The organism is Pseudomonas sp. GW821-FHT09C10 (genome assembly GCF_059418085.1).
On the sequence record NZ_JBWKPE010000013.1, the window covers coordinates 112,137 to 136,794 of the forward strand.

General features: G+C 61.5%; 22 protein-coding genes. 17 read left to right on the forward strand and 5 right to left on the reverse strand.

The genetic code is table 11. From position 1 onward, the window contains the following. Positions 1 to 57 precede the first annotated feature (57 nt). Positions 58 to 2,373 carry a TonB-dependent receptor gene (locus tag AC07OT_RS23065; protein WP_495109121.1) on the forward strand — a complete coding sequence of 772 codons (2,316 nt, stop codon included), beginning with the start codon at positions 58 to 60 and terminating at the stop codon, positions 2,371 to 2,373. Here AC07OT_RS23065 and AC07OT_RS23070 read toward each other — a convergent pair. Then, the gene (locus AC07OT_RS23070; protein WP_495109122.1) at positions 2,344 to 3,531 is read right to left on the reverse strand and encodes a CynX/NimT family MFS transporter; all 1,188 of its coding nucleotides are present in this window, start codon (positions 3,529 to 3,531) and stop codon (positions 2,344 to 2,346) included. The genes AC07OT_RS23065 and AC07OT_RS23070 overlap by 30 nt on opposite strands. 108 nt (positions 3,532 to 3,639) lie before the next feature. Between AC07OT_RS23070 and AC07OT_RS23075 the strand changes: the two genes are divergently transcribed. From AC07OT_RS23075 to AC07OT_RS23090, 4 genes are all read left to right on the forward strand, one after another. Further along, on the forward strand, positions 3,640 to 4,506 hold the full coding sequence (locus AC07OT_RS23075) for a LysR family transcriptional regulator (protein ID WP_495109165.1): 867 nt from the start codon (positions 3,640 to 3,642) through the stop codon (positions 4,504 to 4,506). 224 nt (positions 4,507 to 4,730) lie between these two features. Beyond that, positions 4,731 to 5,546 (forward strand): energy transducer TonB, encoded by an 816-nt coding sequence (locus tag AC07OT_RS23080; protein WP_495109123.1) that lies wholly within the window; start codon positions 4,731 to 4,733, stop codon positions 5,544 to 5,546. A 54-nt stretch (positions 5,547 to 5,600) separates the two neighbouring features. Then, a complete protein-coding gene (locus AC07OT_RS23085) occupies positions 5,601 to 6,320 on the forward strand; it encodes a MotA/TolQ/ExbB proton channel family protein (protein WP_495109124.1) in 720 nt (239 codons plus the stop codon). A gap of 1 nt (position 6,321) precedes the next feature. Further along, positions 6,322 to 6,723, forward strand: a complete 402-nt coding sequence (locus tag AC07OT_RS23090; protein ID WP_010565408.1) for an ExbD/TolR family protein — start codon at positions 6,322 to 6,324, stop codon at positions 6,721 to 6,723. An 84-nt stretch (positions 6,724 to 6,807) separates the two neighbouring features. Here AC07OT_RS23090 and AC07OT_RS23095 read toward each other — a convergent pair whose 3' ends face one another. From AC07OT_RS23095 to AC07OT_RS23105, 3 genes are all read right to left on the reverse strand, one after another. Next, on the reverse strand, positions 6,808 to 7,755 hold the full coding sequence (locus AC07OT_RS23095; RefSeq protein ID WP_092489314.1) for a LysR substrate-binding domain-containing protein: 948 nt from the start codon (positions 7,753 to 7,755) through the stop codon (positions 6,808 to 6,810). Then, positions 7,755 to 8,603 carry an EamA family transporter gene (locus AC07OT_RS23100; RefSeq protein ID WP_065941070.1) on the reverse strand — a complete coding sequence of 283 codons (849 nt, stop codon included), beginning with the start codon at positions 8,601 to 8,603 and terminating at the stop codon, positions 7,755 to 7,757. The genes AC07OT_RS23095 and AC07OT_RS23100 overlap by 1 nt, the downstream gene beginning before the upstream one ends. A 345-nt stretch (positions 8,604 to 8,948) precedes the next feature. Beyond that, the gene (locus tag AC07OT_RS23105; protein WP_495109125.1) at positions 8,949 to 9,293 is read right to left on the reverse strand and encodes a hypothetical protein; all 345 of its coding nucleotides are present in this window, start codon (positions 9,291 to 9,293) and stop codon (positions 8,949 to 8,951) included. A gap of 459 nt (positions 9,294 to 9,752) precedes the next feature. Here AC07OT_RS23105 and AC07OT_RS23110 point away from each other — a divergent pair, with 459 nt between their 5' ends. From AC07OT_RS23110 to AC07OT_RS23165, 12 genes are all read left to right on the forward strand, one after another. Then, a complete protein-coding gene (locus tag AC07OT_RS23110; protein WP_090401127.1) occupies positions 9,753 to 10,001 on the forward strand; it encodes a hypothetical protein in 249 nt (82 codons plus the stop codon). Between the two features lie 240 nt (positions 10,002 to 10,241). Next, positions 10,242 to 10,823: an alpha/beta hydrolase gene (locus tag AC07OT_RS23115; RefSeq protein ID WP_024072766.1), complete on the forward strand. Its 582-nt coding sequence runs from the start codon at positions 10,242 to 10,244 to the stop codon at positions 10,821 to 10,823. Positions 10,824 to 10,872: 49 nt separating this feature from the next. Beyond that, positions 10,873 to 11,793 (forward strand): sigma 54-interacting transcriptional regulator, encoded by a 921-nt coding sequence (locus tag AC07OT_RS23120; RefSeq protein ID WP_065925842.1) that lies wholly within the window; start codon positions 10,873 to 10,875, stop codon positions 11,791 to 11,793. 149 nt (positions 11,794 to 11,942) lie between these two features. After that, positions 11,943 to 12,725 carry a MetQ/NlpA family ABC transporter substrate-binding protein gene (locus AC07OT_RS23125; RefSeq protein ID WP_027607851.1) on the forward strand — a complete coding sequence of 261 codons (783 nt, stop codon included), beginning with the start codon at positions 11,943 to 11,945 and terminating at the stop codon, positions 12,723 to 12,725. A 449-nt stretch (positions 12,726 to 13,174) separates the two neighbouring features. After that, complete coding sequence (locus AC07OT_RS23130) at positions 13,175 to 13,840, forward strand: amino acid ABC transporter permease (protein WP_065941074.1); 666 nt, start codon at positions 13,175 to 13,177, stop codon at positions 13,838 to 13,840. After that, positions 13,821 to 14,480 carry an amino acid ABC transporter permease gene (locus AC07OT_RS23135; RefSeq protein WP_027607849.1) on the forward strand — a complete coding sequence of 220 codons (660 nt, stop codon included), beginning with the start codon at positions 13,821 to 13,823 and terminating at the stop codon, positions 14,478 to 14,480. Before AC07OT_RS23130 ends, AC07OT_RS23135 begins: the two co-directional genes overlap by 20 nt. After that, positions 14,477 to 15,253, forward strand: a complete 777-nt coding sequence (locus AC07OT_RS23140) for an amino acid ABC transporter ATP-binding protein (RefSeq protein WP_092489313.1) — start codon at positions 14,477 to 14,479, stop codon at positions 15,251 to 15,253. Before AC07OT_RS23135 ends, AC07OT_RS23140 begins: the two co-directional genes overlap by 4 nt. Further along, entirely contained in the window at positions 15,250 to 16,101 is an 852-nt protein-coding gene (locus AC07OT_RS23145) for a transporter substrate-binding domain-containing protein (protein WP_115487849.1), read from the forward strand. Before AC07OT_RS23140 ends, AC07OT_RS23145 begins: the two co-directional genes overlap by 4 nt. 205 nt (positions 16,102 to 16,306) lie before the next feature. Next, entirely contained in the window at positions 16,307 to 17,389 is a 1,083-nt protein-coding gene (locus AC07OT_RS23150; protein ID WP_141156464.1) for an efflux RND transporter periplasmic adaptor subunit, read from the forward strand. Then, positions 17,386 to 18,456: an efflux RND transporter periplasmic adaptor subunit gene (locus AC07OT_RS23155; protein WP_495109126.1), complete on the forward strand. Its 1,071-nt coding sequence runs from the start codon at positions 17,386 to 17,388 to the stop codon at positions 18,454 to 18,456. Before AC07OT_RS23150 ends, AC07OT_RS23155 begins: the two co-directional genes overlap by 4 nt. Continuing rightward, positions 18,453 to 21,518, forward strand: coding sequence for an efflux RND transporter permease subunit (locus tag AC07OT_RS23160; RefSeq protein WP_495109127.1), 3,066 nt, complete (start codon positions 18,453 to 18,455; stop codon positions 21,516 to 21,518). Before AC07OT_RS23155 ends, AC07OT_RS23160 begins: the two co-directional genes overlap by 4 nt. Before the next feature lie 221 nt (positions 21,519 to 21,739). Further along, positions 21,740 to 23,914 carry a glycoside hydrolase gene (locus AC07OT_RS23165; protein ID WP_495109128.1) on the forward strand — a complete coding sequence of 725 codons (2,175 nt, stop codon included), beginning with the start codon at positions 21,740 to 21,742 and terminating at the stop codon, positions 23,912 to 23,914. An 83-nt stretch (positions 23,915 to 23,997) separates the two neighbouring features. Here the strand turns inward: AC07OT_RS23165 and AC07OT_RS23170 are convergent, their stop codons facing one another. Continuing rightward, a complete protein-coding gene (locus AC07OT_RS23170) occupies positions 23,998 to 24,624 on the reverse strand; it encodes a class I SAM-dependent methyltransferase (RefSeq protein ID WP_495109129.1) in 627 nt (208 codons plus the stop codon). Positions 24,625 to 24,658: the final 34 nt, after the last annotated feature.

Consider the following 24,658-nt stretch of genomic DNA (forward strand, 5'->3'; position numbering starts at 1 on the left):
AATAAATAACCTAAAGGAATATCTCTCGATGGATATTTCCGGGTTCCGGAGCCGCTTATGAGTCTGTTGAAGTCCTTGCCCCTGGCCATTCTGGTGGCCGGCAGTTCCAGTTGGTCGCCGACCCAGGCCGCCGAAACGCCCGCGCCGGTAAGCAAGGGCGAGAGCGCCGGCGGCGAGTTGGAGACGGTCACCGTCACCGCCCGGCGACGCACCGAAAGCGCCCAGGCAGTGCCGACGCCCATGAGCGTGATCGGCGGCCAGGCCCTGGAGAGCCAGCGGGTGTATCGGATTCAGGATCTGCAGCAACTGGTGCCCAGCGTCAACGTCGCCTATATGCATGCGCGCCAGTCCAGCGTGTCGATCCGTGGGCTTGGCAATAACCCGGCCAGCGACGGCCTGGAAGGCAGCGTAGGGCTATATATCGACAACGTGTACCTGGGGCGGCCGGGCATGGCGGTGTTCGACCTGATGGACATCGAACAGCTTGAAGTCTTGCGCGGCCCGCAAGGCACCTTGTTCGGCAAAAACACCACCGCCGGGGTGATCAACATCAGCACACGCGCGCCGAGTTTTACCCCGGAGCGCAGCATCGAAACCTCGCTGGGCGAGGACGGCTACTTCCAGACCAAGGGCACGATTTCCGGCCCGCTCACCGATGACCTGGCGGGGCGTTTCTCGGCGTATCGCACCCGCAGCGACGGCGACATCAAGAACGAATACAACGGCCATGACCTCAACGGCGGCTCGCGCCAGGGCTTTCGCGGGCAACTGCTGTACAAGCCCAGCGAGGCGTTCAACCTGCGCTGGATCGGCGATTACAACGAAGAGGATTCCAGCGCCGGCACCCGTGTGCTGTACAGCACCGGGCCGACCATCAACGGCACCAACCTCTACCAGTCGCGGGCCAACGCGGCAGGCGCGACCCTGGTCGATGGCACCCACCGCAAGGTCAACCTGGACAGCGACCAGCACGTCACCGTGTTCCAGGGCGGTACGTCGCTGGAGGCCAACTGGACGTTGCCGAGTGATTTCACCCTGACCTCGGTCAGTTCCTATCGCTTCTGGAATTTCACCCCGCGTAACGACGACGGCCTTAACGTGCCGGCGTCGTACAACGCCGGGGTGTCGGTGGAAGATAAGCAGTGGTCCCAGGAATTCCGGCTGGCTTCGCCCACCGGCGGTTTCTTCGATTACGTGCTGGGCGCCTACTACTTCGGCAATTCTCTGGATAACAAGTCTTTCGCCTATTACGGGCCCCAGGCCGACATCTGGAACGGCACGCCAGCCGGCGCATTGGCCAACGTCAGCAGCGTCGGCAACGGGCACATTCGCACCGACAGTTTTGCCTTGTTTGCCCAAGGCACCTGGCACCTCACCGAGCGCCTGGATTTCACCGCCGGCCTGCGTGGCACCTATGAAGAAAAAAGTGCCTGGGTCACGCGTAACGCTCCCCTTGGCGGTGCGGCGGTCACCGGTGCTGCCGCGACGGCTCGACGCGGCCGCGCGGGGGCGTACGATTCCGGCGACCTCACGCAATACAGCACCAGCCCCTCGGGTTTGCTCAACCTGAGCTACCGCTTTAACGAAAACCTGCTGGGCTACGCGACGCTGTCCCATGGCGAGAAGTCCGGCGGGGTCAACCTGGCGGTAGGCTCGGCACCGACGGCCGGGGCCGACTCGCTGTTGATCGGCACCGAGCGCGCCAATAACGCCGAACTGGGTTTCAAAAGCACCCTGTGGGACCGGCGGTTGCAGCTCAATGCCAACCTGTTCTGGACCCAGGTCAACGGCTACCAGACCAATGCCTATGACCAGGACAACCGTGTGCAGTACCTGACCAACGCCGGTTCGGTGCGCTCGCGGGGTGTCGAGGTGGAAAGCACCCTGGTGCCGATCAAGGGCCTGACGCTGAACCTCAACGGCTCGTTCAACGATGTGAGTTACCTGTCTTACAAAGATGCGCCGTGCCCGCCGGAAGTCAGTCTGCGCCCCGGTGCGCCGGCTTCCTGCGACCTGAGTGGGCACCAAGTGGTGGGGGCCTCGAAATGGATCGCCAACGCCAACGGCGAATACAAGTGGAACCTGGATAACGGCTTCGAACCCTACGTCACCGCCAGCTATGCCTTCCGCTCCAAGGCCGTGGGCACGGTGGAGGATTCCGACTATGGACAGATTCCTGCCTACGCCGTGGTCAACCTGTCCACCGGCCTGCGTGGCAACTATGAGCAAGGGCAGTGGGACGTGTCGTTATGGCTGAAAAACGCCTTCGACAAGACCTACTACACCACGCTGTGGACGGGGGGGAACGGCGGCTACGAAGGCCTGCTCGGTACGCCGCGTACGTTAGGAGTGACCGGGCGCTATGACTTCTAGCCCCGTGCGATAGGTGGCCGGGCTGAACACGCGCGTCACCACCAGCATCGCCACCGCCGTGACCGTCAGCACCACCCAGGCGCCGACAAAGTTGCCGGTCAGCCCGCGCAACCAGCCGGTCAGCCATGGCGACACCGCATTGATCAAGAAGCCCACGCCTTGCACAAAGGCCGCCAGTTGTCCGGCCTGGCGTGGGTCGCGATGGTGGTCGAGGGTCAGCAGCAGGCTCAGGGCGAAACACGCGCCCAGGCCGAAGCCGCACAACGCCACCCAGAGGTGCGGATATTCCTGCGGTGCGACGATCAGGCCGAGGTAACCCACGGTCTGGGCCAGCAGGGCGATGCCCAGCAGCGGCCGACGGTCGATACCGCGCTGCGCCAGCACCGGCATCAACAGCGCGGCGAGCACCTGGAAGATGGTCATGAACGCCAGCAGCGAACCGCTGGGCAGAACGCCCCAGCCCAGTTGCTGATAGTAGGCCGGCAGCCACGCTACCAGGCTCATGTAGCCGCAATTGACCAGGCCGAAATACAGCGCCAGCAACCAGGCGCGGCGATTGCGCAGGTCCTTGAAGGCCGGCACCACCTGTGGATTTCTGGCCGCGCCCAGGGGCAGCCAGGCCCATAGCAGCAAGGCGCCCAACGCCGGCAGCAGCCACACCCCCAGCCCCGCCTGCCATTCCTGGAAATGCGTGGCCACCAGCGGGCTGAGCAGCGCTGCCAGCCCGCCGCCGGCCATCAGTGAGGCCGAATACACACCCATCGCCACCGGCACGCGATGACGGAATTCGCGCTTGATCATCGCCGGCACCAAGGCCTGGATCAGCGCCACCCCCGCACCGCCGAGCAACGCCGTGACCAGCAGCGCCGACGCCTGGCCCATCAGCCAGCGTGCCAGGCACGCCAGCAGGATCATCATCAGGCCCAGGGCGATGCCACGCCGCTCACCCAGGCGGGCTTCCACGCGCACGCCCACCAGCGCCACCAGCCCCATGCATACCACCGGCAGGCTGGTCAGCAGGGCGCTGCTCTGGAAACTCAGGCCGGTGGCCTGGCGAATCTCGCCAAGCAACGGGCTGATGGAGCTGAGGATCGGCCGCAGGTTCAGGCCGAGCACCACCAGCAGGCCCCAGCCGGCGAGGGATTTATTCAGGGTCATGCAACGCTCTTGCAGTCGGCAAATGAGGCGTGAGTATGGCCAGCACCCAAGGTATTCTGAAATTAAATATAACCATGCCAACCAGTGGCAAAGAGAATGGTGATGCTGATGTTCGATCCCGTGTTGTTGCGCAGCTTTGTCGCCGTGGTGGACTGCGGCAACTTCACCCGCGCCGCCGAGCGCCTGCACGTGACCCAGTCCACCGTGAGCCAGCAGATCCGCCGCCTGGAAGAGGCGGTGGCGTGCCAGTTGCTGGACCGCGACCAGCGCCGCGTGGTCGCCACCGCCGAGGGCGAACGCTTGCTGGCCTATGCGCGACGCATCCTCGCGCTGCATGAAGAAGCCACCGATGTGTTGATCAACCAACAGAGCGACGGCGTACTGCGCCTGGGGGTGCCGGAAGACTTTGCCGCCGAGCGCCTGATGCCGTTGCTGTCGGCATTTGTGCTGGCCTATCCACGGGTGCGCCTGGAGGTCACCAGCGGCCTGGGCCCCGAGTTGCAGCGTCAGTACCGCAGTGGTGAATTCGACGTGTTGCTGGTCAAGCAGATGGGCAGCAGCGATGACTGCCTGGCCTCGTGGCCCGAGCCGCTGTGTTGGGTCGACAGCCGCAGCACCCCGTGCCTGGGGCGCGACCCTCTGCCGTTGGTGGCATTCCCGGTGGGCGGCCTGTACCGAAATGAAATGCTGCACCACCTGGAAGTGGGCGGCTGGCGCTGGCGTATCGGTTATTCCAGCGCCAGCCTGGCCAGCGTGTGTTCGGCGGTGGCGGCGGGGTTGGGGGTGAGTCTGTTGCCGCGACGGGTCGTGCAGCCAGGGCATGTGGAACTGGGACCGGACAGCGCTTTGCCCGTGGTGCAAGGCGTGCGCCTGGCGTTGTATGCCCGTCATGGCCTCAGTGCTGCGGGGCAGTGCTTGCAGGCTGAACTGTTCGATTTGTGTGCAAACAGCCCCGTTGAGCCATGCCTTAACTGAATATTTTGTATGCCTGAAAAGCATCAAAAAAAACCACCTCGGCGCCAGGCCACGCCGGCCGGGGCTTTGGTGTTTTCAGAACATTCGTTTATTCAGATTTGATCTATCTATAACTTAAAAGATTACTTTAAGAGATAAGCGTCTGGCCCCGATGATTCAGCCCTCGACGGCCTTCCACGCAGGCCCGTCGGTTTTTTGGTTTCGAAACCGTAGGGAGTGAATCAATGGGCAATGTCCAGACCGCCGCCAGTGCACCCGAGGCGCAATGGCGCCAGGCACCGAGTGGTGAGTTGGTCGACCTTGGCCGGCCGCACCGCGCGCCGTTGGGGCAATTGCGGACGCAGCAAACCCCGAAGCGCTTCTCCAGCCGCCGCGAAGGGATCCTGCTCGGTTTGTTGGTACTGGCCCTGCACGGTGCAGTGATTTATTGGGTCAGCCAGAAACCCACGCCGGTGCTGCCGATTGTGCCGCCGGAAATTCCGCCGATGACCATCGAATTTTCCCAGCCGGCACCGCCCGTGGTGGAACCGCCACCGCCTGTGCCGCCACCACCGCCACCGCCTGTTGTCGAGCCACCGCCGCCGGTGGTGGATGAGCTGGCCGCCAAGCCGGCGCCGCCCAAGCCGATTCCAAAACCCAAGCCGAAGCCGGTGCCAAAGCCTGAGCCCAAGCCCGCACCGAAACCGGTCGAGCAGGCGCCCACGCCACCGCAACCCGCGCCACCGGCACCCGCGCCCGCTCCGCCCGCGCCAGCCCCGGTGACACCGGCTTCGGCCAACGCCGCGTACCTCAAGAACCCGGCGCCGGAGTACCCGTCACTGGCGCAGCGTCGCGGTTGGGAAGGCACGGTGTTGTTGCGGGTGCATGTATTGGCCAGCGGTAAGCCGGGGGAGATCCAGATCCAGAAAAGCAGCGGTCGCCAGCAACTCGACGACGCCGCACTGACCGCCGTGAAGCGGTGGAGCTTCGTGCCGGCCAAGCAGGGCGATGTGGCCCAGGACGGCTGGGTCAGCGTACCGATCGACTTCAAGATTCACTAACTATTGCGCTGCGGTGTGCAGCACACACCGCGACTTGTACAGAGGGAAAACATCATGGCATTAGCATCTCCACTTGAATCCATCGAAAGCGCGGTGATCTGGCTGCTGGTAGTCTTTTCGGTCGCCACCTGGGGCCTGGCCCTGCTCAAGGGCGTGCAGTTCGGTCGCCTTAAAGCGCAGGATCGCAAGTTCCACAAACAGTTCTGGGCGGCGTCGAGCCTCGACTCGGCCGCCGAGCTGGCCGAAACCCAGCCCGGCGCCGCTGCGCGTGTGGCCCAGGCCGGTTACGCCGCGATCCAGATCGGGGAAGCGCCGCATGCGGCCGACCTGAGCCAGGCGATCAACCACCAGGACCGCCTCGAGCGTGCCCTGCGCCAGCAGATCGTACGTGAGCGCCGCTCCCTGGAAACCGGCCTGGCCGTGGTCGCCAGTATCGGTAGCACCTCGCCGTTTATCGGCCTGTTCGGCACCGTGTGGGGGATCATGGAAGCGCTCAAGGGCATCAGCGCCGCCGGCTCCGCCAGCCTTGAAACCGTGGCCGGCCCCATCGGTGCCGCCCTGGTTGCCACTGGCGTGGGGATCGCCGTCGCGGTGCCGGCGGTGCTGGTCTACAACTACTTCCTGCGTCGCCTGAAGCTCACGGCGGCGGACCTGGATGACTTTGCCCACGACTTCTACAGCCTGGCGCAGAAAAACGCCTTCCGTGTGCTGCTGCATCCTGCCCTGACTAAACATGCGCCGGGCAACCCGCAAAAAGTGAAGGAGGCATCCTGATATGGCCTTCTCCACGCAAGACAGTGATGAGGTACTGAGCGAGATCAACGTCACGCCGCTGGTGGACGTGATGCTGGTGCTGCTGGTGGTGTTTATCGTCACCGCGCCGCTGTTGACCAACGCGATCCCGATCAACCTGCCCAAGACCGAGGCCGTAGCCCCGGTGGAGCAGAAGGACCCGCTGGTGGTGAGCATTGATGGCGCCGGCAAACTGTTTATCAACAAGGACGAAATCCAGCCGGACCTGCTGGAATTCAACCTGCAGGCGGCCAAGGCCAAGGACCCCGATGTGCGGGTGCAACTGCAGGCTGACGATGGTGTGAACTACGGCGAAGTGGCGCGAGCCATGGCGTCTATCGAGCGCGCGGGGATTACCAAGCTGTCGGTGATTACCGCACGTTAGTTGCAAAAGCCTCGACAATTTTTTGGCCGTTTCCTTGGCAGGGTGCGGCCTTTTTTTTGCATTCGTTTCAGTAACATCACTCGATCAAAGTGCGCCAACCCCAGCGATTTGCGGATACCGGATTTCAACTTCTTGCTGAAACTTTCTAGCGCTCTCTTTAAGCCAGTCAATCAACCGAGCGATATCAGGTTCCGACTGCCGCCCATTCCTACAAATAACGTAGTACGCCGCCGGCGACATCATCAGCGGGCCGCCTAGTGTGACTAATGCACCCTCTTCCAACTGGTCATACACCAACGCTGTCCTGGCCAGCGCAATCCCGCCACCCTTCACCGCCAGACTGATTGCCAGGCTTGAGTCCGGAAAGCGCGGCCCATGGTGATAAGGCGCAGCTGCCAGGCCCTGGAACGCAAACCAGCTCTCCCACCCTGGACACACTTGATCGTCCACACGGTGAATGAGTGGATACCGCGCGATATCCGTCAGCGAAATATCGCCATTCATGCGTTGAAACTCCGGTGAGCAAACCGGGAACACGGCATCGCGCATCAGAAGCTCGGCATGATGATCCGGGTAGTCGCCGTACCCCATCACAATCGCAACATCGAATTGATGGGCACCGAGATTGGCGCTATTCATATCCGCACTGGTCAATACCAGGTCGAGATTGAATGAAGTGTCGGTGTGGGAACCATGCATTCTGGGGATTAGCCAGGTCGAACACAGGGACGAAGTGCACGAAAGATAAAGGGGCTGAGATTTGCGCGGATTCAGCGAGTGCAACACCGTCTCAAGGGTTTTGAAAAAATCATCGGTCACCGGCAACAAAGCCTGCCCGGCGGTTGTGAGGTTGACGCCCCGCGAATGGCGCTCGAACAACTGAACGCCCCACCACTCTTCCAGACCTGCGATCTGATGACTGATGGCACTGGCGGTGAGGCTCAACTCTGATGCTGCGCGGGCGAAACTGCCTGTTCGTGCAGCACTGACAAAGGCTTGCAGCATGGGTGTAGGTGGCGGACGTTGGCCCATCAGGTGCTCACTTTGATCAGGATGATCCCGCAAACAATGACGAACGCCGAAAGCATCCGCCGCCAGCCGAACCGCTCGTGAAAAAACAGCGCGGCAATAATGGCGCCGATAATAACACTGGTTTCCCGCAACGCTGAGACCTTGGCCACCGCATCCAGCGACAGCGCGAACAGCACCAGGCCGTAGGAAGCGAGGTAAAAAACGCCGCCCATTACGCCGACTTTCCAATGGTTGCGAATGGCCTCTGCGAATTCCAGACGTTTCTTGAAAAACGCCAGCGCCGGAATCGGAATGCTCTGGAATACCGTCAGATAGATGATGTATTGCAGCACCGTCTCACTGGCTCTGACACCTTTGGCATCCACCACTGTGTAGGACGCGATGAAAGCACCTGCGCACACCGCCATCAGAATTGGTTTGAACATACGCGCGGACATCCTGCGCACGAATGTCAGGCTGATAATGCCTACGCAAATCAGCAACACCCCCGCCATGGCATGAAACGATAGCTGCTCGTGCAGCAGGAAATAGGAAAACAGCGCGACTAAAACCGGTGGCACCCCGCGCATGACCGGGTAGACCTGCCCAAAGTCGCCGGTTTCATACGCTTTGATCAGAAACAATCGATAGGCCGTGTTGAGCACCACGGAAACCAGCACGTAGCCCCACACCTGCAGGCTTGGCGTATTCACCAGCGGCAGCGCCGCCAGGCAGATCAGCAACGCCGTACCATCGACCATGGCCAAGGTCATGAAGCGACTGCTCCCCGCCCGGACGACCGCGTTCCAGGTGGCGTGCATGAAGGCGGAGATCAAAACAAGGGTGATTGCGATGTTGGAGTTGTCCATGGGGCTCGGCTTGTGATGGGAATATGAAGTTGTGCCTTATGGCCAGCGAGGGATCATCGTTTGCGCAACCACATTCGTAACATGTATCGATTGAGATCTTTCAAAGAGACTGCGTCATCAATCTCTAACTCTAAGCGCGGAGCGCTCTTATCGATGAAATGCGTTCGGGTATGGAGAAACTTGTTGTCAGCTGAAATAAGAACCTGCCCTGGTTCAAGCAGCACTCGATGTTGAACTGAAGATTGATCAAGGACTGTATATAGAAAATCCAATGCATGTATTTGCGCCAGGGTTAATGGCGCTCCCGCTTTGATGTGGGCCGATTCGATATAGACGCGGAAGTACCTACACCTCAATAACCCTATGGCCAAGATGGTTCTGCACCATTGGCGCTCCCAGCAAAGAGCCGAACGTCCATATCAAAGATTTGAAACCTGCAAGATCATCGACTTTAAATCCATCTAGGATAAGGACGTGTTTTTCGTGATCAACGATTTTTCGTATATTGCGCAGTTCTGCGCTGAGGGTCTGCGAGTGATGGGGGGCGATGTAAGCAGGCTTTGCATCGAATCGATTAGTTTGATCATCCGGTTCGGAGCTGGCTTTTGCGCTCAGTAGTTCGTTGAATGCGGTTTTAGAAAGCCTGACTCTAGAGATTTCGTGGTGGAAAGTACTTACATTTATATTCATTGCGATTCTTTACGGGGGTGGTTGGAGTCAATATTTAACTAACCTCACCACTCTCCGGAAAAGCGAAAAGTCGTCAGCGGAGCCATAAAAAACCGTCATGGAAGATATTTCCTACAAGAAAGTTCATCAGGTGATCGATGCTGGCATTTCGTCGTGATTTGTAAAGGGCCAGCAAGCCGTGTCCCTTTAAATTGCAGGACGTTTCCGAGACAATCCCCGCCGCCTTGTGACTGTTGGAATGGATGGCTAGTCTTCGGCCCGTCGCTGGTTTTCAGCGATCGGGTTTAGCAGCCTGAGTTCAATAGGCACACGGTTCACATCCGCGTTTATGGTGGCTGTGCGTGGGGCACCCTCGGGTGCGCTGGTGTTCCTATTGGCCAGTCTGCTAACCCGCGTACAGCTGCCACCTATCGTTTAGCAGCGTTAGTGGTCGCTCCCGTGTTCAATAGGAGTTACACCATGACCAAAGCACTTCCCGACCCACCCGTTGACTGCCTTGTCGCCAACGAAAACCTCAGTTTCGAAGACGCTCAACTTTATATCGCTCACCTGATCCACAGCGCATCGGCCACCGTATGGGACTGTTGTGAGCACCTGCAGCCGCACGACCGCGCGAAAGTCCATGCGGTGTGGCATTTGCTGGAAATGGCCAAGACCGTGGTGGATCGCACCATCGACTGCATGCCTCGTACCAATCACGTCATCTAAAACCACTGCAAATTGAATGTGAAATCGAGTCAATGTGGGAGGGGGCTTGCCCCCGATAGCGGTCCGTCAGCTAAAAATAGGTGGCTGACCCATCGCCATCGGGGGCAAGCCCCTCCCACATTTTGATCTCATGTGGGTTTGAGTTTTTGGTTATTAATAAATAGCTTCTTATTCCTTAACGAATATAACCCTCGTCCCTATACTGTCCTACAACGTTAAACGCTGCAGGAGGGCACACCCATGCACAGCGAGTTGATTCGTTATCTGATCGTGCCGGGCTGGCAAGGATCGCCAGAAGATCATTGGCAAAGTCACTGGCAGAACAGCCTGCCCAACAGCGCACGCGTGGAGCAGGCCGATTGGCTCACACCGCGCCGTGAAGATTGGGTCGCCGCGCTGGCCGAGGCGATCGCCGCCGACAGCACGCCGGTGATCCTGATCGCCCATAGCCTGGGCTGCATCACCGTGGCCCATTGGGCGGCCACTGCCCCGGTGCAGTTCCTGCGGCAGGTGCGCGGTGCCTTGCTGGTGGCTCCGGCGGACGTCGAACGTCCGGCGTGCTCGCCTGCCCTGCGCAACTTTGCGCCGATCCCGACCGACCTGCTGCCGTTTCCCAGCCAGGTGGTCAGTTCCGATAACGACAGCGCCGTCAGCGCCCCCCGGGCCCTGGAGCTGGCGCGTAATTGGGGGGCCGAAGCCGGCATCCTGTCGGGGGCCGGGCATATCAATGTGAAGTCCGGTCACCAGCGCTGGGAGCAGGGGTTCGCCTACCTGTATCGCCTGCAAAGCCGCCTGGAGCATCACGCCCGGCGCACCGCCTGATATTTTTTCAACGCCCCGTCCCTGAGTGGATTTGGGGCGGGAGCCTGCCATGAGTTTGCATGAAACCTTCGGTCAGCCACTGCTGACCTTCCCCGACGCCGAAAAAAGCCCGCTGAGCATCCGCGCCAAGGCGCTGGTGTTTGTCGACCCGCGCTCGCGCAAGCTGCGCGAAGACCTTGAAAATCTTGCCCCGCGCGCCTTGCCCGTATTGATTCGAGGCGAGACCGGCAGCGGTAAAGAATTGCTGGCGCGGCATATTCACCGGGGCAGCGACCGCTCCGGTTTGTTTGTCTCGGTCAATTGCGGCGCCATCAGCCCAACCTACGCCGACGCCGAGTTGTTTGGCTATGCCGCCGGCGCCCACAGCGGCGCGGCCAGCAGCCGGGCCGGGTGGTTTGGCTCGGCCAATGGCGGCACGTTGTATCTGGATGAGATCGGCGACTTGCCGCTGCCGATCCAGGTGAAACTGCTGGCGGCCCTGGAAAACCATGAAGTCACCCGCGTGGGCGCCCACCAGCCGAGTCCGGTGGACGTGCGCCTGGTAGCCGCCACCAGCATCGACCTGGCCCAGGCCGTGGCCGCCGGCAAGTTTCATGAGCGGCTGTTCCATTACCTGAGCGAAGGCCAGTTGGATCTGCCGGCATTGCGTGAGCGGGTGGGGGACATCCTGTCGTTGGCCGAATACTTCCTCGGCATCTACAGCCAGCGCCTGGACCTGCCGGTGCCGCTGATCAGCGATGCGGCCCAGCGCGTCCTCGAACACCACAGCTGGCCGGGTAATACCCGCGAGCTGGAGAACGTCATCCACTTCGCCTTGCTGGTGAGCAGCGGCGACGAAATTCTGCCCGAACACCTGAACCTGCCGGTGGCGGGGTCGCCCTTGGAGCAAGTGCAGCGCATCTTCGCCAATGCCAGCCTGGCTGAGCGGGAAACCTTGCGCAGCTTTTTACAGGAACAAGCCGCTACATGAGCAAAATGGAATATCAACGTGAATAAAAGATATTGTTCGGGAATAAAAAATCTAGGTATTGTCCATTCCACGCCGCGATAGCACTTCGCTGGCACACCACCAAAAAAACGGTCGTCAGAGACGCCCCGGATTTCCGATAAGGACACTGCATGAAAAAGGTTCTGTTGTTTACCGCACTGGCGGCTGCCCTGACTGCAAGCTTCGCCCAGGCCAACGAGAAACTGGTGGTGGCCGCCACCCCGATCCCGCACGCCGAGATCCTCGAACTGGTCAAGCCAACCCTCGCCAAAGAAGGCGTGGACCTGGAAATCAAAGTCTTCACCGACTACGTACAGCCAAACGTACAGGTTGCCGAGAAGCGCCTGGACGCCAACTACTTCCAGACCCTGCCGTACCTGGAAAACTTCAACAAGGGCAAGGGCACCAACCTGGTCACCGTGGTTGGCGTGCACGTTGAACCCTTCGGCGGTTATTCGAAAAAGATCAAGAACATTTCCGAGCTCAAGGATGGCGCCACCGTGGCCATCCCGAACGAAGGCTCCAACAGCGGCCGCGCCCTGTTGCTGCTGCAGAAAGCCGGTGTGATCACCCTGAAAGACCCGACCAACGCCCTGGCCACGCCGAAAGACATCGCCAGCAACCCGAAGAACCTGAAGTTCAAAGAGCTGGAATCGGCCCTGCTGCCACGGGTGCTGGACCAGGTTGACCTGGACTTGATCAACACCAACTACGCCCTGGAAGCTGGCTTGAACCCAGCCAAGGACGCGCTGATCATCGAAGATGCCAAGTCGCCGTACGTGAACTTCCTGGTGGCGCGCCCGGACAACAAGGACAGCGACGCTATCCAGAAACTGTCCAAGGCCCTGACCAGCCCGGAAGTCAAAGCCTTCATCGAGAAGAAGTACAACGGCGCAGTCGTGCCCGCGTTCTGATGTAAGCCAAAACCCCCTTCAAGGTTTCAACGCCGGCGGCTACTACAGCGTCGGCGTTTTTTATGCCTGGAATTTGGAAGGCAATAAAAATGTGGGAGGGGGCAAGCCCCCTCCCACATTTGATCTTCATCTCACAGTGGATCTTCAGCGTTTCAGAGCGCGCGGCTATTGATCGCCCTGCGCAACGCCACCAACCATTTCACCAGCTCCTGCGGATCAATCGGTTTCGCTTTGTTCATTGTTCATTCCCTCGAAACACAGACCCCTCAACCATAGCTGCCACCCGCCAACCCCGCGAATCCCGAGGTTATCTTTTTGGGTGATATCAATATGCTATTTCGGTATTTAAATTTTACTTTTTATACCTTTAAAGTTCGCGCTACCCGGCGTTACCCACGCCGGATCGGACGGCGCTCGCCGCATTACCCCTGCGGCGTCATGGACTCACAATGACCTTCGATTTCGCTTTTATCCTCAGCACCCTGCCGGCGTTTTTGAACGCCGTGGGCGTCACGCTGCAAGTGGGCCTGATCGCCATTGCCACCTCGTTGCTGGTGGCGCTGATCAACGCCGCACTGCTGGTGTTTCGTACGCCGTACCTGTCGCGCCTGGTGGCGCTCTATGTGGAACTGGCGCGCAATACACCGCTGCTGATCCAGCTGTTCTTCGTGTACTTCGCCTTGCCGGCGCTGGGTTTGAATATCTCCGGGTTCTGGGCGGCGATCATCACCATGACGTTCCTCGGCGGTGCCTACCTCACCGAAGTGCTGCGCGCCGGTGTGGAAGCGGTGCCCCTGGCGCAGATCGAGTCGGGCAAGTCCATCGGCCTGTCGGACTGGCAACTGCTGCGCCATGTGATCCTGCCCCAGGCCGGCATCCTCAGCCTGCCGGCGTTGTTCGCCAATTTCATCTTCCTGCTCAAGGAAACCACCGTGGTCTCTGCCGTGGCGGTGCCGGAGATTCTCTACACCACCAAGAGCTACATCGCCCTCTACTACAAGACCTACGAAATGCTCGCCGTGCTGACGCTGATTTGCGTGCTGCTGTTCTTGCCGCTGTCGCTGCTGCTCAGCCGCCTGGAAAGGAGGCTCCAGCATGGCCAGTTCGGGTCTTGAGTTGTTGTGGGTGTCGTTGCCGCAACTGGGCAAGGGCGCTGCGCAAACCCTGTCGATTTCGTTGTTGAGCATCGCCTTCAGTACGGTCGGCGGCGTGTTGTATGGCGTGCTGCGCACCTTGAACAACAGGCTGGTCAACGCGGTGCTGCGGGTTTACCTGGAGCTGTTCCGGGCGATTCCGGTGCTGGTGTGGTTGTACCTGCTGTTCTTTGGCCTGCCGATTTTCTTTGGCCTGAGCATCCCCAGCTTCTGGTGCGCGGTGCTGGTGTTGTCGCTGTGGGGCGCCAGCGAAGTGGGCGAAGTGGTACGCGGCGCGTTGCATTCGCTGCCCCGCGGCCAGCGCGAAGCCGGCCTGTCGATTGGCTTGTCCGACCCGCAGTTGTACGGCTACGTGTTGCTGCCCCAGGCCCTCAAGCGCATGACCCCGCCGACCATCAACGTCTACACGCGCATCATCAAGACCAGTTCCCTGGCGGTGCTGATCGGTGTGGTGGACGTGATCAAGGTCGGCCAGCAAATCATCGAGCGCACCTATGAGTCGGTGTTGATCTACGGCGCGCTGTTCCTGTTTTTCTTCTTTATCTGCTACCCGTTGTCGGCCGCCTCCAAGGTGCTGGAACGGCGCTGGGCCCAAGCATGAGCGCATTGATCGAGTTCCAGGGTTTCAACAAATTCTTCGGCGACCAGCAGGTGCTCAAGGGCATCGACCTGAGTGTGCAAAGCGGCGAAGTGGTGGTGATCCTCGGCCCCAGCGGCTGCGGCAAAAGCACCTTGCTGCGCTGCCTCAACGGCCTGGAAGTGGCCCATAGCGGCAGCCTGCGGTTTGCCGGCAAGGAGTTGTTGGATAAAACCACCGACTGGCGCCAGGTGCGCCAGGACGTGGGCATGGTGTTCCAGAGCTACCACCTGTTCCCGCATATGAGTGTGCTCGACAACATCCTGCTCGGCCCGCTGAAAGTGCAAAAGCGCGAGCCGCGCGAAGCCCGCGCGCAGGCCGAGCAACTGCTGGCGCGCGTCGGCCTGGCGGACAAGCGCGACGCCTTCCCGCGCCAGCTCTCCGGCGGCCAGCAGCAACGCATCGCCATCGTCCGCTCGCTGTGCATGAACCCCCAGGTCATGCTGTTCGATGAGGTCACCGCCGCCCTCGACCCGGAGATGGTCAAGGAAGTGCTGGAGGTGATCCAGGGCCTGGCCCGCGATGGCATGACCCTGCTGATCGTCACCCACGAAATGGCCTTCGCCCGCGCCGTCGCCGACCGCGTGGTGTTTATGGAGGCCGGGCGCATCCTCGAACACAACACCCCCGAAGAATTCTTTACGAACCCGCAAACCGCACGCGCGCAGCAGTTCCTGGAGAAGTTCTCCTTTGTCTCAACACTGCCCAAGAAAACCAAGGAACTGGAGCTGCTATGAAAAAGTTACTGCTACCACTGTTGGCCGTCGCCTTACTGGCCGGCTGCGATAAAAAGGCCGAAGAGCCTGCTAAACCTGCTGCCGCCGTGAGCTACCTCGACAAGATCAAGGCGCGCGACAAGCTGATCGTCGGCGTATTCACCGACAAGCCACCGTTTGGTTTCGTCAACGAAGCGGGCCGCTATGTCGGCTTCGATACCGACATCGGCCGCCAATTCGCCAAGGACCTGTTGGGCGATGAGAACAAAGTCGAATTCGTCGCCGTCGAGCCGGCCAGCCGTATTCCGTTCCTGCAAAGCGACAAGGTCGACCTGATCCTCGCCAACATGACCGTGACGCCCGAGCGCAAGGAAGCGGTGGACTTCACCAACCCCAACCTGAAAGTCGCGGTGCAGGCGTTGGTGCCCCAGGACAGCGCGGTGAAAAGCCTGAATGACCTGGCCACCCGCACCACCATCGTCACCACCGGCACCACTGCCGATATCTGGCTGACCAAGAACCACCCGGACTGGAAACTGCTCAAGTTCGAGAAAAACTCCGAATCGCTGCAAGCGCTGTCGGCCGGGCGTGGTGATGCCTACGCGCAAGACAACCTGGTGCTGTTCAGCTGGGCCAAGCAGAACCCGGGCTACCGCGTGCTGGAAGAGAAACTCGGTGACGAAGCGCCGATCGCCCCGGCGGTGAAGAAGGGCAATATCGAACTGCGCGACTGGGTGAATGCCGAGTTGGCGAAGCTGGGTGAGGAGAAATTCCTGCTCAAGCTCTACGACCAATATGTGCGCAAGGAGCTGAGCGATGACACCAAGCCTGAGAGCGTGATCGTTGAAGGCGGGAAGTGGCAGGGCTAGTTCTGCGCTGACTGTTATGCCGCTATCGGGAGCAAGCTCCCTCCCACATTTGAATGTATTCACACGTCACATGTGCGAGAGGACTTGCCCCCGATGAGGCCGATGAACTCACCTCAATACGCCTTCCCCATGCAGATAAGGAACCCTGAACTAAGCTCACAGTCGCATACACACTGGCACATCGCATCGCGCACAAGGAGTCTGCATGGGCGGTCGTATTTCCATCTGTATCGTCGGTCTGGGTTTAGTGGTGTTGCTGAGCGCGTGTGGCCAGGAAAAAGCTGAGCCCAAGGCCCATTCGCGGGTCTTTGTTCAAACCGTACAACCCGCCGATTTCGCCGCGGCCGTCACGCTGACCGGAGATATCCAGGCCCGCGTGCAAACCGATTTGTCCTTCCGCGTCGGCGGCAAGATCATCCAGCGCATGGTGGATGTGGGTGACCGCGTGACCGCCAGGCAAGTGCTGGCCAGGCTCGATCCCAAAGATTTGCAGACCAACGTCGATTCCGCCCAGGCCCAGGTCGTGGCCGAGCAGGCGCGGGTCAAGCAAACCGCCGCTGCGTTTGTGCGCCAGGAAAAGCTCCTGCCCAAGGGCTACACCAGCCGCAGCGAATACGATTCCGCCCAGGCCGCGCTGCGCAGCAGCCAAAGTGCCCTGGCCGCCGCGCAGGCGCAGCTGGCCAACGCCCGTGAACAACTCGGCTATACCGCGCTGATCGCGGATGCGCCGGGGGTGATCACCGCGCGCCAGGCCGAAGTCGGTCAGGTGGTGCAGGCCACCGTGCCGATTTTCAGCTTGGCCAGCGATGGCGAGCGCGACGCGGTGTTCAACGTCTATGAGTCACTGCTGGTTGAGCCGCCGCCCGATGCGCCGATCACCGTCAGCCTGCTGGATAACCCCAGCATCAAGGCCGTGGGTAAAGTGCGTGAAGTCACACCTGCCGTGGCCGCCAATACCGGCACGGTGCAAGTGAAGATCGCCCTGCAATCGTTACCCGAAGGCATGCGGCTTGGTTCGGTGGTCAGTGCCACCGCCAATGGCCCGGCCAAAGCGAGTATCGAGCTGCCCTGGTCGGCGTTGACCAAAGACCTCAGCGAGCCCGCCGTATGGCTGGTGGACGGCGAGGGCAAGGCGCAACTGCACAAGGTCACGGTGGCGCGTTACCTCACCGGCAAAGTGATTATTGGCGACGGCCTCAAGGGTGGCGAAAAAGTCGTGGTGGCCGGTGGGCAATTGCTGCACCCCGGCATGCTGGTCGAGATTGCCCAGCCAGGAGCCCAGCCATGAAGCGCCTGACGGTTGTACTCGCCGCCAGCCTGTTGCTGATGGCCTGCTCCAAGGAAGAACCGGCGCCCGAGCCCGTGCGCCCGGTGCTGTCCATGGAGGTGAAGTCCGAGGACCAGGAAACCCTCGGCCGTTTCGCCGGTACCATCCAGGCGCGCTATGAAAGCAATCTGGGCTTTCGCGTCCCCGGTCGCATCGCCCGGCGTGCCGTGGATGTGGGCGCCGAAGTGGACAAGGGTGCCTTGCTCGCGGTGCTCGACCCTACCGACCAACAGAACCAGTTGCGCGCCGCCCAAGGCGATTTGGCACGGGTGCAGGCCCAGTTCATCAACGCCCAGGCCAATGCCCGTCGCCAGCAGGAGCTGTTCAACCGTGGCGTTGGCGCCCAGGCCCAACTGGACGTGGCCCAGACCGACCTGAAAACCACCCAGGCCTCCCTCGACCAGGCCCAGGCTTCGGTCAACCAGGCCAGGGACCAGCTCAACTACGCCGAGCTGCGCACCGACCACGCCGGCATCGTCACCGCCTGGAATGCCGAGGCCGGCCAAGTGGTCAGCGCCGGTCAGCAAGTGGTGACCCTGGCGCGCCCGGACATCAAGGAGGCGGTGATCGACCTGCCCGCCGGTCTTGCAGAGCGCCTGCCGCCGGACGTGGTGTTCCTCGTCGCCGGGCAACTCGACCCCAGCGTCAACACCACCGCCACCGTGCGCGAGATCGAACCCCAGGCCCAAAGCGCCACGCGCACCCGTCGCGCGCGCCTGACCCTGGCCGAAACGCCGCCCGCATTCCGCCTTGGTACGGCGATCAGCGTGACCTTGAGTTCGGCCATCGCCCCACGCATCGAGTTGCCCCTGAGCGCCTTGCAGGAAGTCGACGGCAAGACCCGCATCTGGATCCTCGACACCCAAAGCCAGACCGTGCAACCGCGCGACATCACGGTGCTGAGTCGTGATGCTGACAGCGCCTTGCTCAACGGCGGCGTCAAACCCGGCGAGCGTATCGTTACCGCCGGCGTGAACAGCCTGAAGCCCGGGCAGAAAGTCAAAATCGACGAGGACAGCCCGCGATGAAAGGCAGCTTCAACTTATCCGACTGGGCCCTCAAGCATCAGTCCTTCGTCTGGTACCTGATGTTCGTCGCGCTGCTGATGGGCGTGTTCTCCTACATGAACCTGGGCCGCGAGGAAGACCCCTCGTTCACCATCAAGACCATGGTGATCCAGACCCGCTGGCCGGGCGCGACCCAGGAAGAAACCCTCAAGCAGGTCACCGACCGCATCGAGAAAAAGCTCGAGGAACTCGACTCCCTCGACTATGTGAAAAGCTACACGCGACCGGGTGAATCCACGGTGTTCGTGTTCCTCAAGGACACCACCAGCGCCAAGGCGATTCCGGAGATCTGGTACCAGGTCCGCAAGAAGATCGACGACATTCGCGGCACCTTCCCCCAGGGCTTGCAGGGGCCGTCGTTCAACGACGAATTCGGCGATGTGTTCGGCTCGGTGTACGCCTTTACCGGCGACGGCCTGTCGATGCGCCAGCTGCGCGACTACGTGGAGCAGGTGCGCGCCGAAATCCGTTCGGTGCCGGGGCTGGGTAAGGTCGAGATGATCGGCCAGCAGGACGAAGTGATTTACCTGAACTTCTCCACGCGCAAACTGGCGGCCCTAGGCATCGATCAGCGCCAGGTGGTGCAAAGCCTGCAATCGCAGAACGCGGTGACCCCCGCCGGGGTGATCGAGGCCGGGCCGGAGCGCATCTCGGTGCGTACCTCGGGGCAGTTCGCCTCGGAGAAAGACCTGGCCAACGTCAACCTGCGCCTCAATGACCGCTTCTATCGCCTGGCGGATATCGCCGAGATCAGCCGTGGCTACGTCGACCCGGCGCGGCCGATGTTCCGCTTCAACGGCAAGCCGGCGATTGGCCTGGCCATCGCCATGCAGAAGGGCGGCAATATCCAGTCGTTTGGCAAGGCGCTGCACACGCGCATGGACGAACTGACCGCCGACCTGCCGGTGGGCGTCGGTGTGCATAAGGTCTCCGACCAGGCCGAAGTGGTGGAAGAGGCCGTCGGCGGCTTTACCAGCGCGCTGTTCGAAGCGGTGATCATCGTGCTGGTGGTGAGCTTTATCAGCCTGGGCATGCGCGCCGGGCTGGTGGTGGCGTGCTCGATTCCACTGGTGCTGGCGCTGGTATTCGTGTTCATGGAATACAGCGGTATCACCATGCAGCGTGTGTCGCTGGGTGCGTTGATCATCGCCCTCGGCCTGCTGGTGGACGATGCGATGATCACCGTGGAGATGATGATCACGCGCCTGGAAAAAGGCGAAACCAAGGAGCAGGCGGCGACCTACGCCTACACCTCCACGGCATTCCCGATGCTCACCGGTACGTTGGTGACCGTCGCCGGCTTCGTGCCGATTGGCCTCAACGCCAGTTCGGCGGGCGAGTACACCTTTACCCTGTTCGCGGTGATTGCCGTGGCGATGCTGGTGTCGTGGGTGGTGGCGGTGCTGTTTGCGCCGGTGATTGGCGTGCATATCCTCAGCGCCAAGGTGAAACCCCATAGCGCCGAGCCGGGGCGCATCGGCCGCGCGTTCAATGGCGGCATGCTCTGGGCCATGCGCAACCGTTGGTGGGCCATCGGCATCACCGTGGGCCTGTTCGTGGCGTCGGTGTTCTCCATGCAGTTTGTGCAGAACCAGTTCTTCCCGTCGTCGGACCGCCCGGAAATCCTCGTCGACCTCAACCTGCCGCAAAACGCCTCGATCAACGAGACGCGCAAGGCCGTCGACCGCCTCGAGGCGATCATCAAGGACGACCCGGACATTGCACGCTGGAGCACGTATATCGGCCAGGGCGCGATCCGTTTCTACCTGCCCCTCGACCAGCAACTGGAAAACCCCTACTACGCGCAACTGGTGATCGTCAGCAAAGGCCTGGAAGAGCGCGGAGCCTTGATTGCGCGCCTGCAAAAGCGCCTGCGCGACGACTTCGTGGGCATCGGCAGTTTCGTGCAGCCGCTGGAAATGGGCCCGCCGGTGGGCCGTCCGATCCAGTATCGCGTGTCCGGCAAAGACACCGACCAGGTGCGTAAACACGCCATCGAACTGGCGACCCTGTTGGATAAAAACACCCACCTGGGCGAGATCATCTACGACTGGAACGAGCCGGGCAAAGTGCTGCGCATCGACATTGCCCAGGACAAGGCGCGCCAGCTTGGGCTGTCCTCCGAAGACGTGGCGCAACTGATGAACAGCGTGGTCAGCGGCGCCTCGGTGACCCAGGTGCACGACGATATCTACCTGATCAGCGTGGTCGGCCGTGCCGAAGACGCCGAACGTGGCACGCCGGAAACCTTGCAGAACCTGCAGATCGTCACGCCCAACGGCACCTCGATTCCGCTGCTGGCCTTCGCCACTGTGCGATATGAGCTGGAGCAGCCGCTGGTGTGGCGCCGCGACCGCAAGCCGACCATCACGATTAAAGCGTCGGTGCGCGATGAAATGCAGCCGACCGACCTGGTCAAGCAGCTCAAGCCGGAGATCGACCAATTCAGCGCCGGCCTGCCGGTGGGCTACAAGGTCGCCACCGGCGGTACCGTGGAAGAAAGCGGCAAGGCCCAGGGCCCGATTGCCAGCGTGGTGCCGTTGATGCTGTTCCTGATGGCGACGTTCCTGATGATCCAGCTGCACAGCGTGCAGAAGATGTTCCTGGTGGCCAGTGTCGCGCCGCTGGGGCTGATCGGCGTGGTGCTGGCGTTGATCCCCACGGGCACGCCCATGGGCTTTGTGGCGATCCTCGGCATCCTGGCGCTGATCGGCATCATCATCCGCAACTCGGTGATCCTGGTGACGCAGATCCACGAATATGAAGTGGCCGGCTACACGCCGTGGGACGCGGTGGTGGAAGCCACCGAGCATCGGCGCCGGCCGATCCTGCTCACGGCGGCTGCGGCGAGCCTGGGCATGATCCCGATTGCCCGCGAAGTGTTCTGGGGGCCGATGGCCTACGCGATGATCGGCGGGATCATCATCGCCACCTTGCTGACGCTGTTGTTCCTGCCGGCGCTGTATGTGGCCTGGTACAAGATCCGCGAGCCAAAGCAGGAACAACAGGAACAACACGGTTAAAAATGTGGGAGGGGGCTTGCTCCCGATGGCGGTGGGTCAGCAAAAAATATTTGTCTGACCCACCGCCATCGGGAGCAAGTCGAATCGTCGCACCGCCCCTCCCACAATTGATCTCAGCTGGGCATGTGAGACGTGGGAAATTTCCGGAAGTGACGCCTGTTGCCTTAGCCAACCGTTGAGTGCTTTACCCTCCGGTCTCCACCTCTCAACGATCGCCTGCCATGAACCGTCTGCGTCATACCTTGCTGATCTGCTGCTTGTTCCTGTCGCCCCTGGCCTTTGCCGGCACCGTATTGGAAAACCCGTTGTGGCGAGTCGAACTCGACCCGGCCACCCTCGCCATCCGTGTGACACCCGGCGGCCAGCCCCAGGTGCAGGCCTCCAACGGCGTAGCGGCGCGTGCCGTCAGCCAACTTGCACAAAGCGCGCAACAGGTCAGTTGGCAATGGGACGACGGTGCCTATCGCGTGACTGCCAGCCTTGAGCAGCGCGACCTGATGCTGTCGATCACGGCGCGGGAAGCCGGTGAGCTGCCGATTCTTCTGCAACCGCCGAGCGCCATGGGCCGAGGGTTGATATGGCCGTTGGCCGAAGGGCATTACGTGCCGGCCGGCAATGCCATGTGGAACGCTTTCCTGGTGGCGCAGGGTGACATCAACACCACCCAGGACCTCAGCCTGCCGCTGTGGGGCGTCGATCACGGCGCCTTCACCCTCAACTGGCTGCTGACCAATCCCTATAACAACCGCCTGCGCTGGCGGGGCCAGGCGTTGTCGCTGGCCCATGAGTTCACTTCGCTCGGGCCTGCCGCCCCCATGACCCTGCTGTTGCACCTGGGCGAAAGCGATCCGCTGGCCGGGGCCAAGCGCTATCGCCGATGGTTGGTCGCGCAGGGTCGCTATGAGCCCCTGGCAGACAAGCTGCGGCAAACCCCTGGGGCTGAAAAGCTGCTGGGCGCCAGCCATGTCTACCTGTGGGGCAATGACCTGCTGGCACCGGAGGATGTGCGTGATTGGCCGCTGTTGCTCCAGCGCTTGCGCGCTCATGAACTCAAAGGCCTGTTGGACAAGGACTCCGCAGCGGTGCTGGCGCAGCCCCGCGCCTTGAATCGCTACGAACAAAGCGTGCTGTTGCGCGGCCTCAACGCCGCGATCAACAGGAAGGCCCGGCAGAGTTGGCAGGTGGACGAGCCCGATATGACCCGTCTTGCCGCGCGCTACGGCGAGTTGCGTCGCGAATTGGCCGTGGACTTTGCCGGTGCCCTGCGCGATAGCCCCGGCACCTGGGGCAGCCAGGTGGTACAGACGCTGCGCGACGCCGAGCTGCCACGCTTGATGCTGACCCTGGGCGAAGGCTGGGAAGGCGGCCTCTGGCACCCCGAGACCATCCGCGTTGGTGTCGACGCCGGCTACCTGATGGCGCCCTACGACTCCTACCAAACCGCGTTGTCCGCCACCGAGAACCCCGACTGGACCACCGCCCACCTGGGTAGCCAGGCTTACCGCGACTGCGCCATCGTATTGAAGGACGGCACGCTCAAGACCGGCTTCCAGCAGTCCGGCCACTACACCGACCCGCGCTGCGTGCGGCCTCTGCTGGAGGCGCGGGTGAAAGCCGTGCAGGCCAAGGCCGGCTTCAACGCCTGGTTTCTCGATGCGTACGCCACCAGCATGCTGTTCGACAGCTACCGCACCAACGCACCGATGACCCAGGCGCAAAACGCCGAAGGCAATATCGATGCGTCCCGCTGGCTGAACACCACGCTGCAATTGCCGACCGGCTCCGAAGACGGCAACGCCATTACCGCCCGGGGCATCCTGTTCGCCCATGGCATGCAAACCCCGGTGCTGGGCTGGGGGGATCGCGACATGACCCAGGACAAACAGTCGCCCTACTACGTGGGCAACTGGTACCCGCCGGAGCAACCGGCAGTGTTCTTCAAGTCGGTGCCGCTGAACGAGCCGTTTCGCACCCTCTACTTCGACCCGACGCTGCGCCTGCCGCTGTATCAGGCGGTGTTCCATGGCTCGGTGATCACCACCCATCACTGGCTGTTCGACAGCCTCAAGCTGAGCACTGTGCGGGCTGAAAATGAGCTGACCCAACTGCTCTACAACGTGCCGCCGCTGTATCACCTGAGTGCTGCGACGCTCAAGGCGCGGCTGCCGCTGATCCAGCGCCAGGATCGATTTTTCCGACCGCTGCATGAGCGCCTGGCCACCCAGGCGATGACCGGGTTTCGCTGGCTGACGGCGGATCGGCAGGTGCAGGAAACCACGTTTGCCGATGGCACGCGGTTGGTGGCGAATTTTTCCACGGGGTCCAGAGAGGGGTTTGCGGCAAGGAGTGTGACAGCGGTGGTGGATGGGACATCGGTGGTGTATCAGGTGCAGTAGGGGTGTCCATCAGTCCGTCATCGGGGGCAAGCCCCCTCCCACAGGGGAATGCATTTCAAATGTGGGAATGGGCTTGCCCAGACTTAAGCCTTGCGCCAAACGCTGGCCAACCAAGGCTGCTGATCCCGAGGCAATCCCGCCGGCCGGTAGTAATGCTCCAACTCTTCAAACCCCGCCGTCGTCAGCAATGCCTGCCACGCGTTCAAGTCGTGATAGGAACCATAGCGCGGCCCGTTCCAGCCTTCCTGGTTCTCACCCCGTGGATTGGAACTGAACAGCACACCGCCGGGCTTCAGCGCCCCATGCAGTTGCTTGAGCACACGGGGCAATTCCTGCTTGGGGATATGAAACAGCACCGCATTGGCAAAGATCCCGTCAAAGCGTTCGGCGGGCAGATCCAGCTTGAGGAAGTCCTGCTGCAACACCTCACAGCCGCTGTCTTCGCGCGCCATTTGCGCAAACCGCTCGGAGCCATCCAGGCCGACGGCGATATGCCCCAGGAGCGTAAAGGTCTGCAAATCCCGCCCCGGCCCGCAGCCGAAATCCAGCACGGTAAAGGGCGGCGTGCTCTGGATATGCCGCAGCAGCGCGTCGATGTTCTGGCTCACATCGTGATCGCGGGTGCCTTCACGGAAGTCCTCGGCCACCTTGTTGTAGTGGCCGAGGGTGGTGGACGTGATCTGGTCGAGGTCGTCGGGCTTGAGGGGCATGGTGATGAATACCGGGCACTGAGAGGGCCCGACT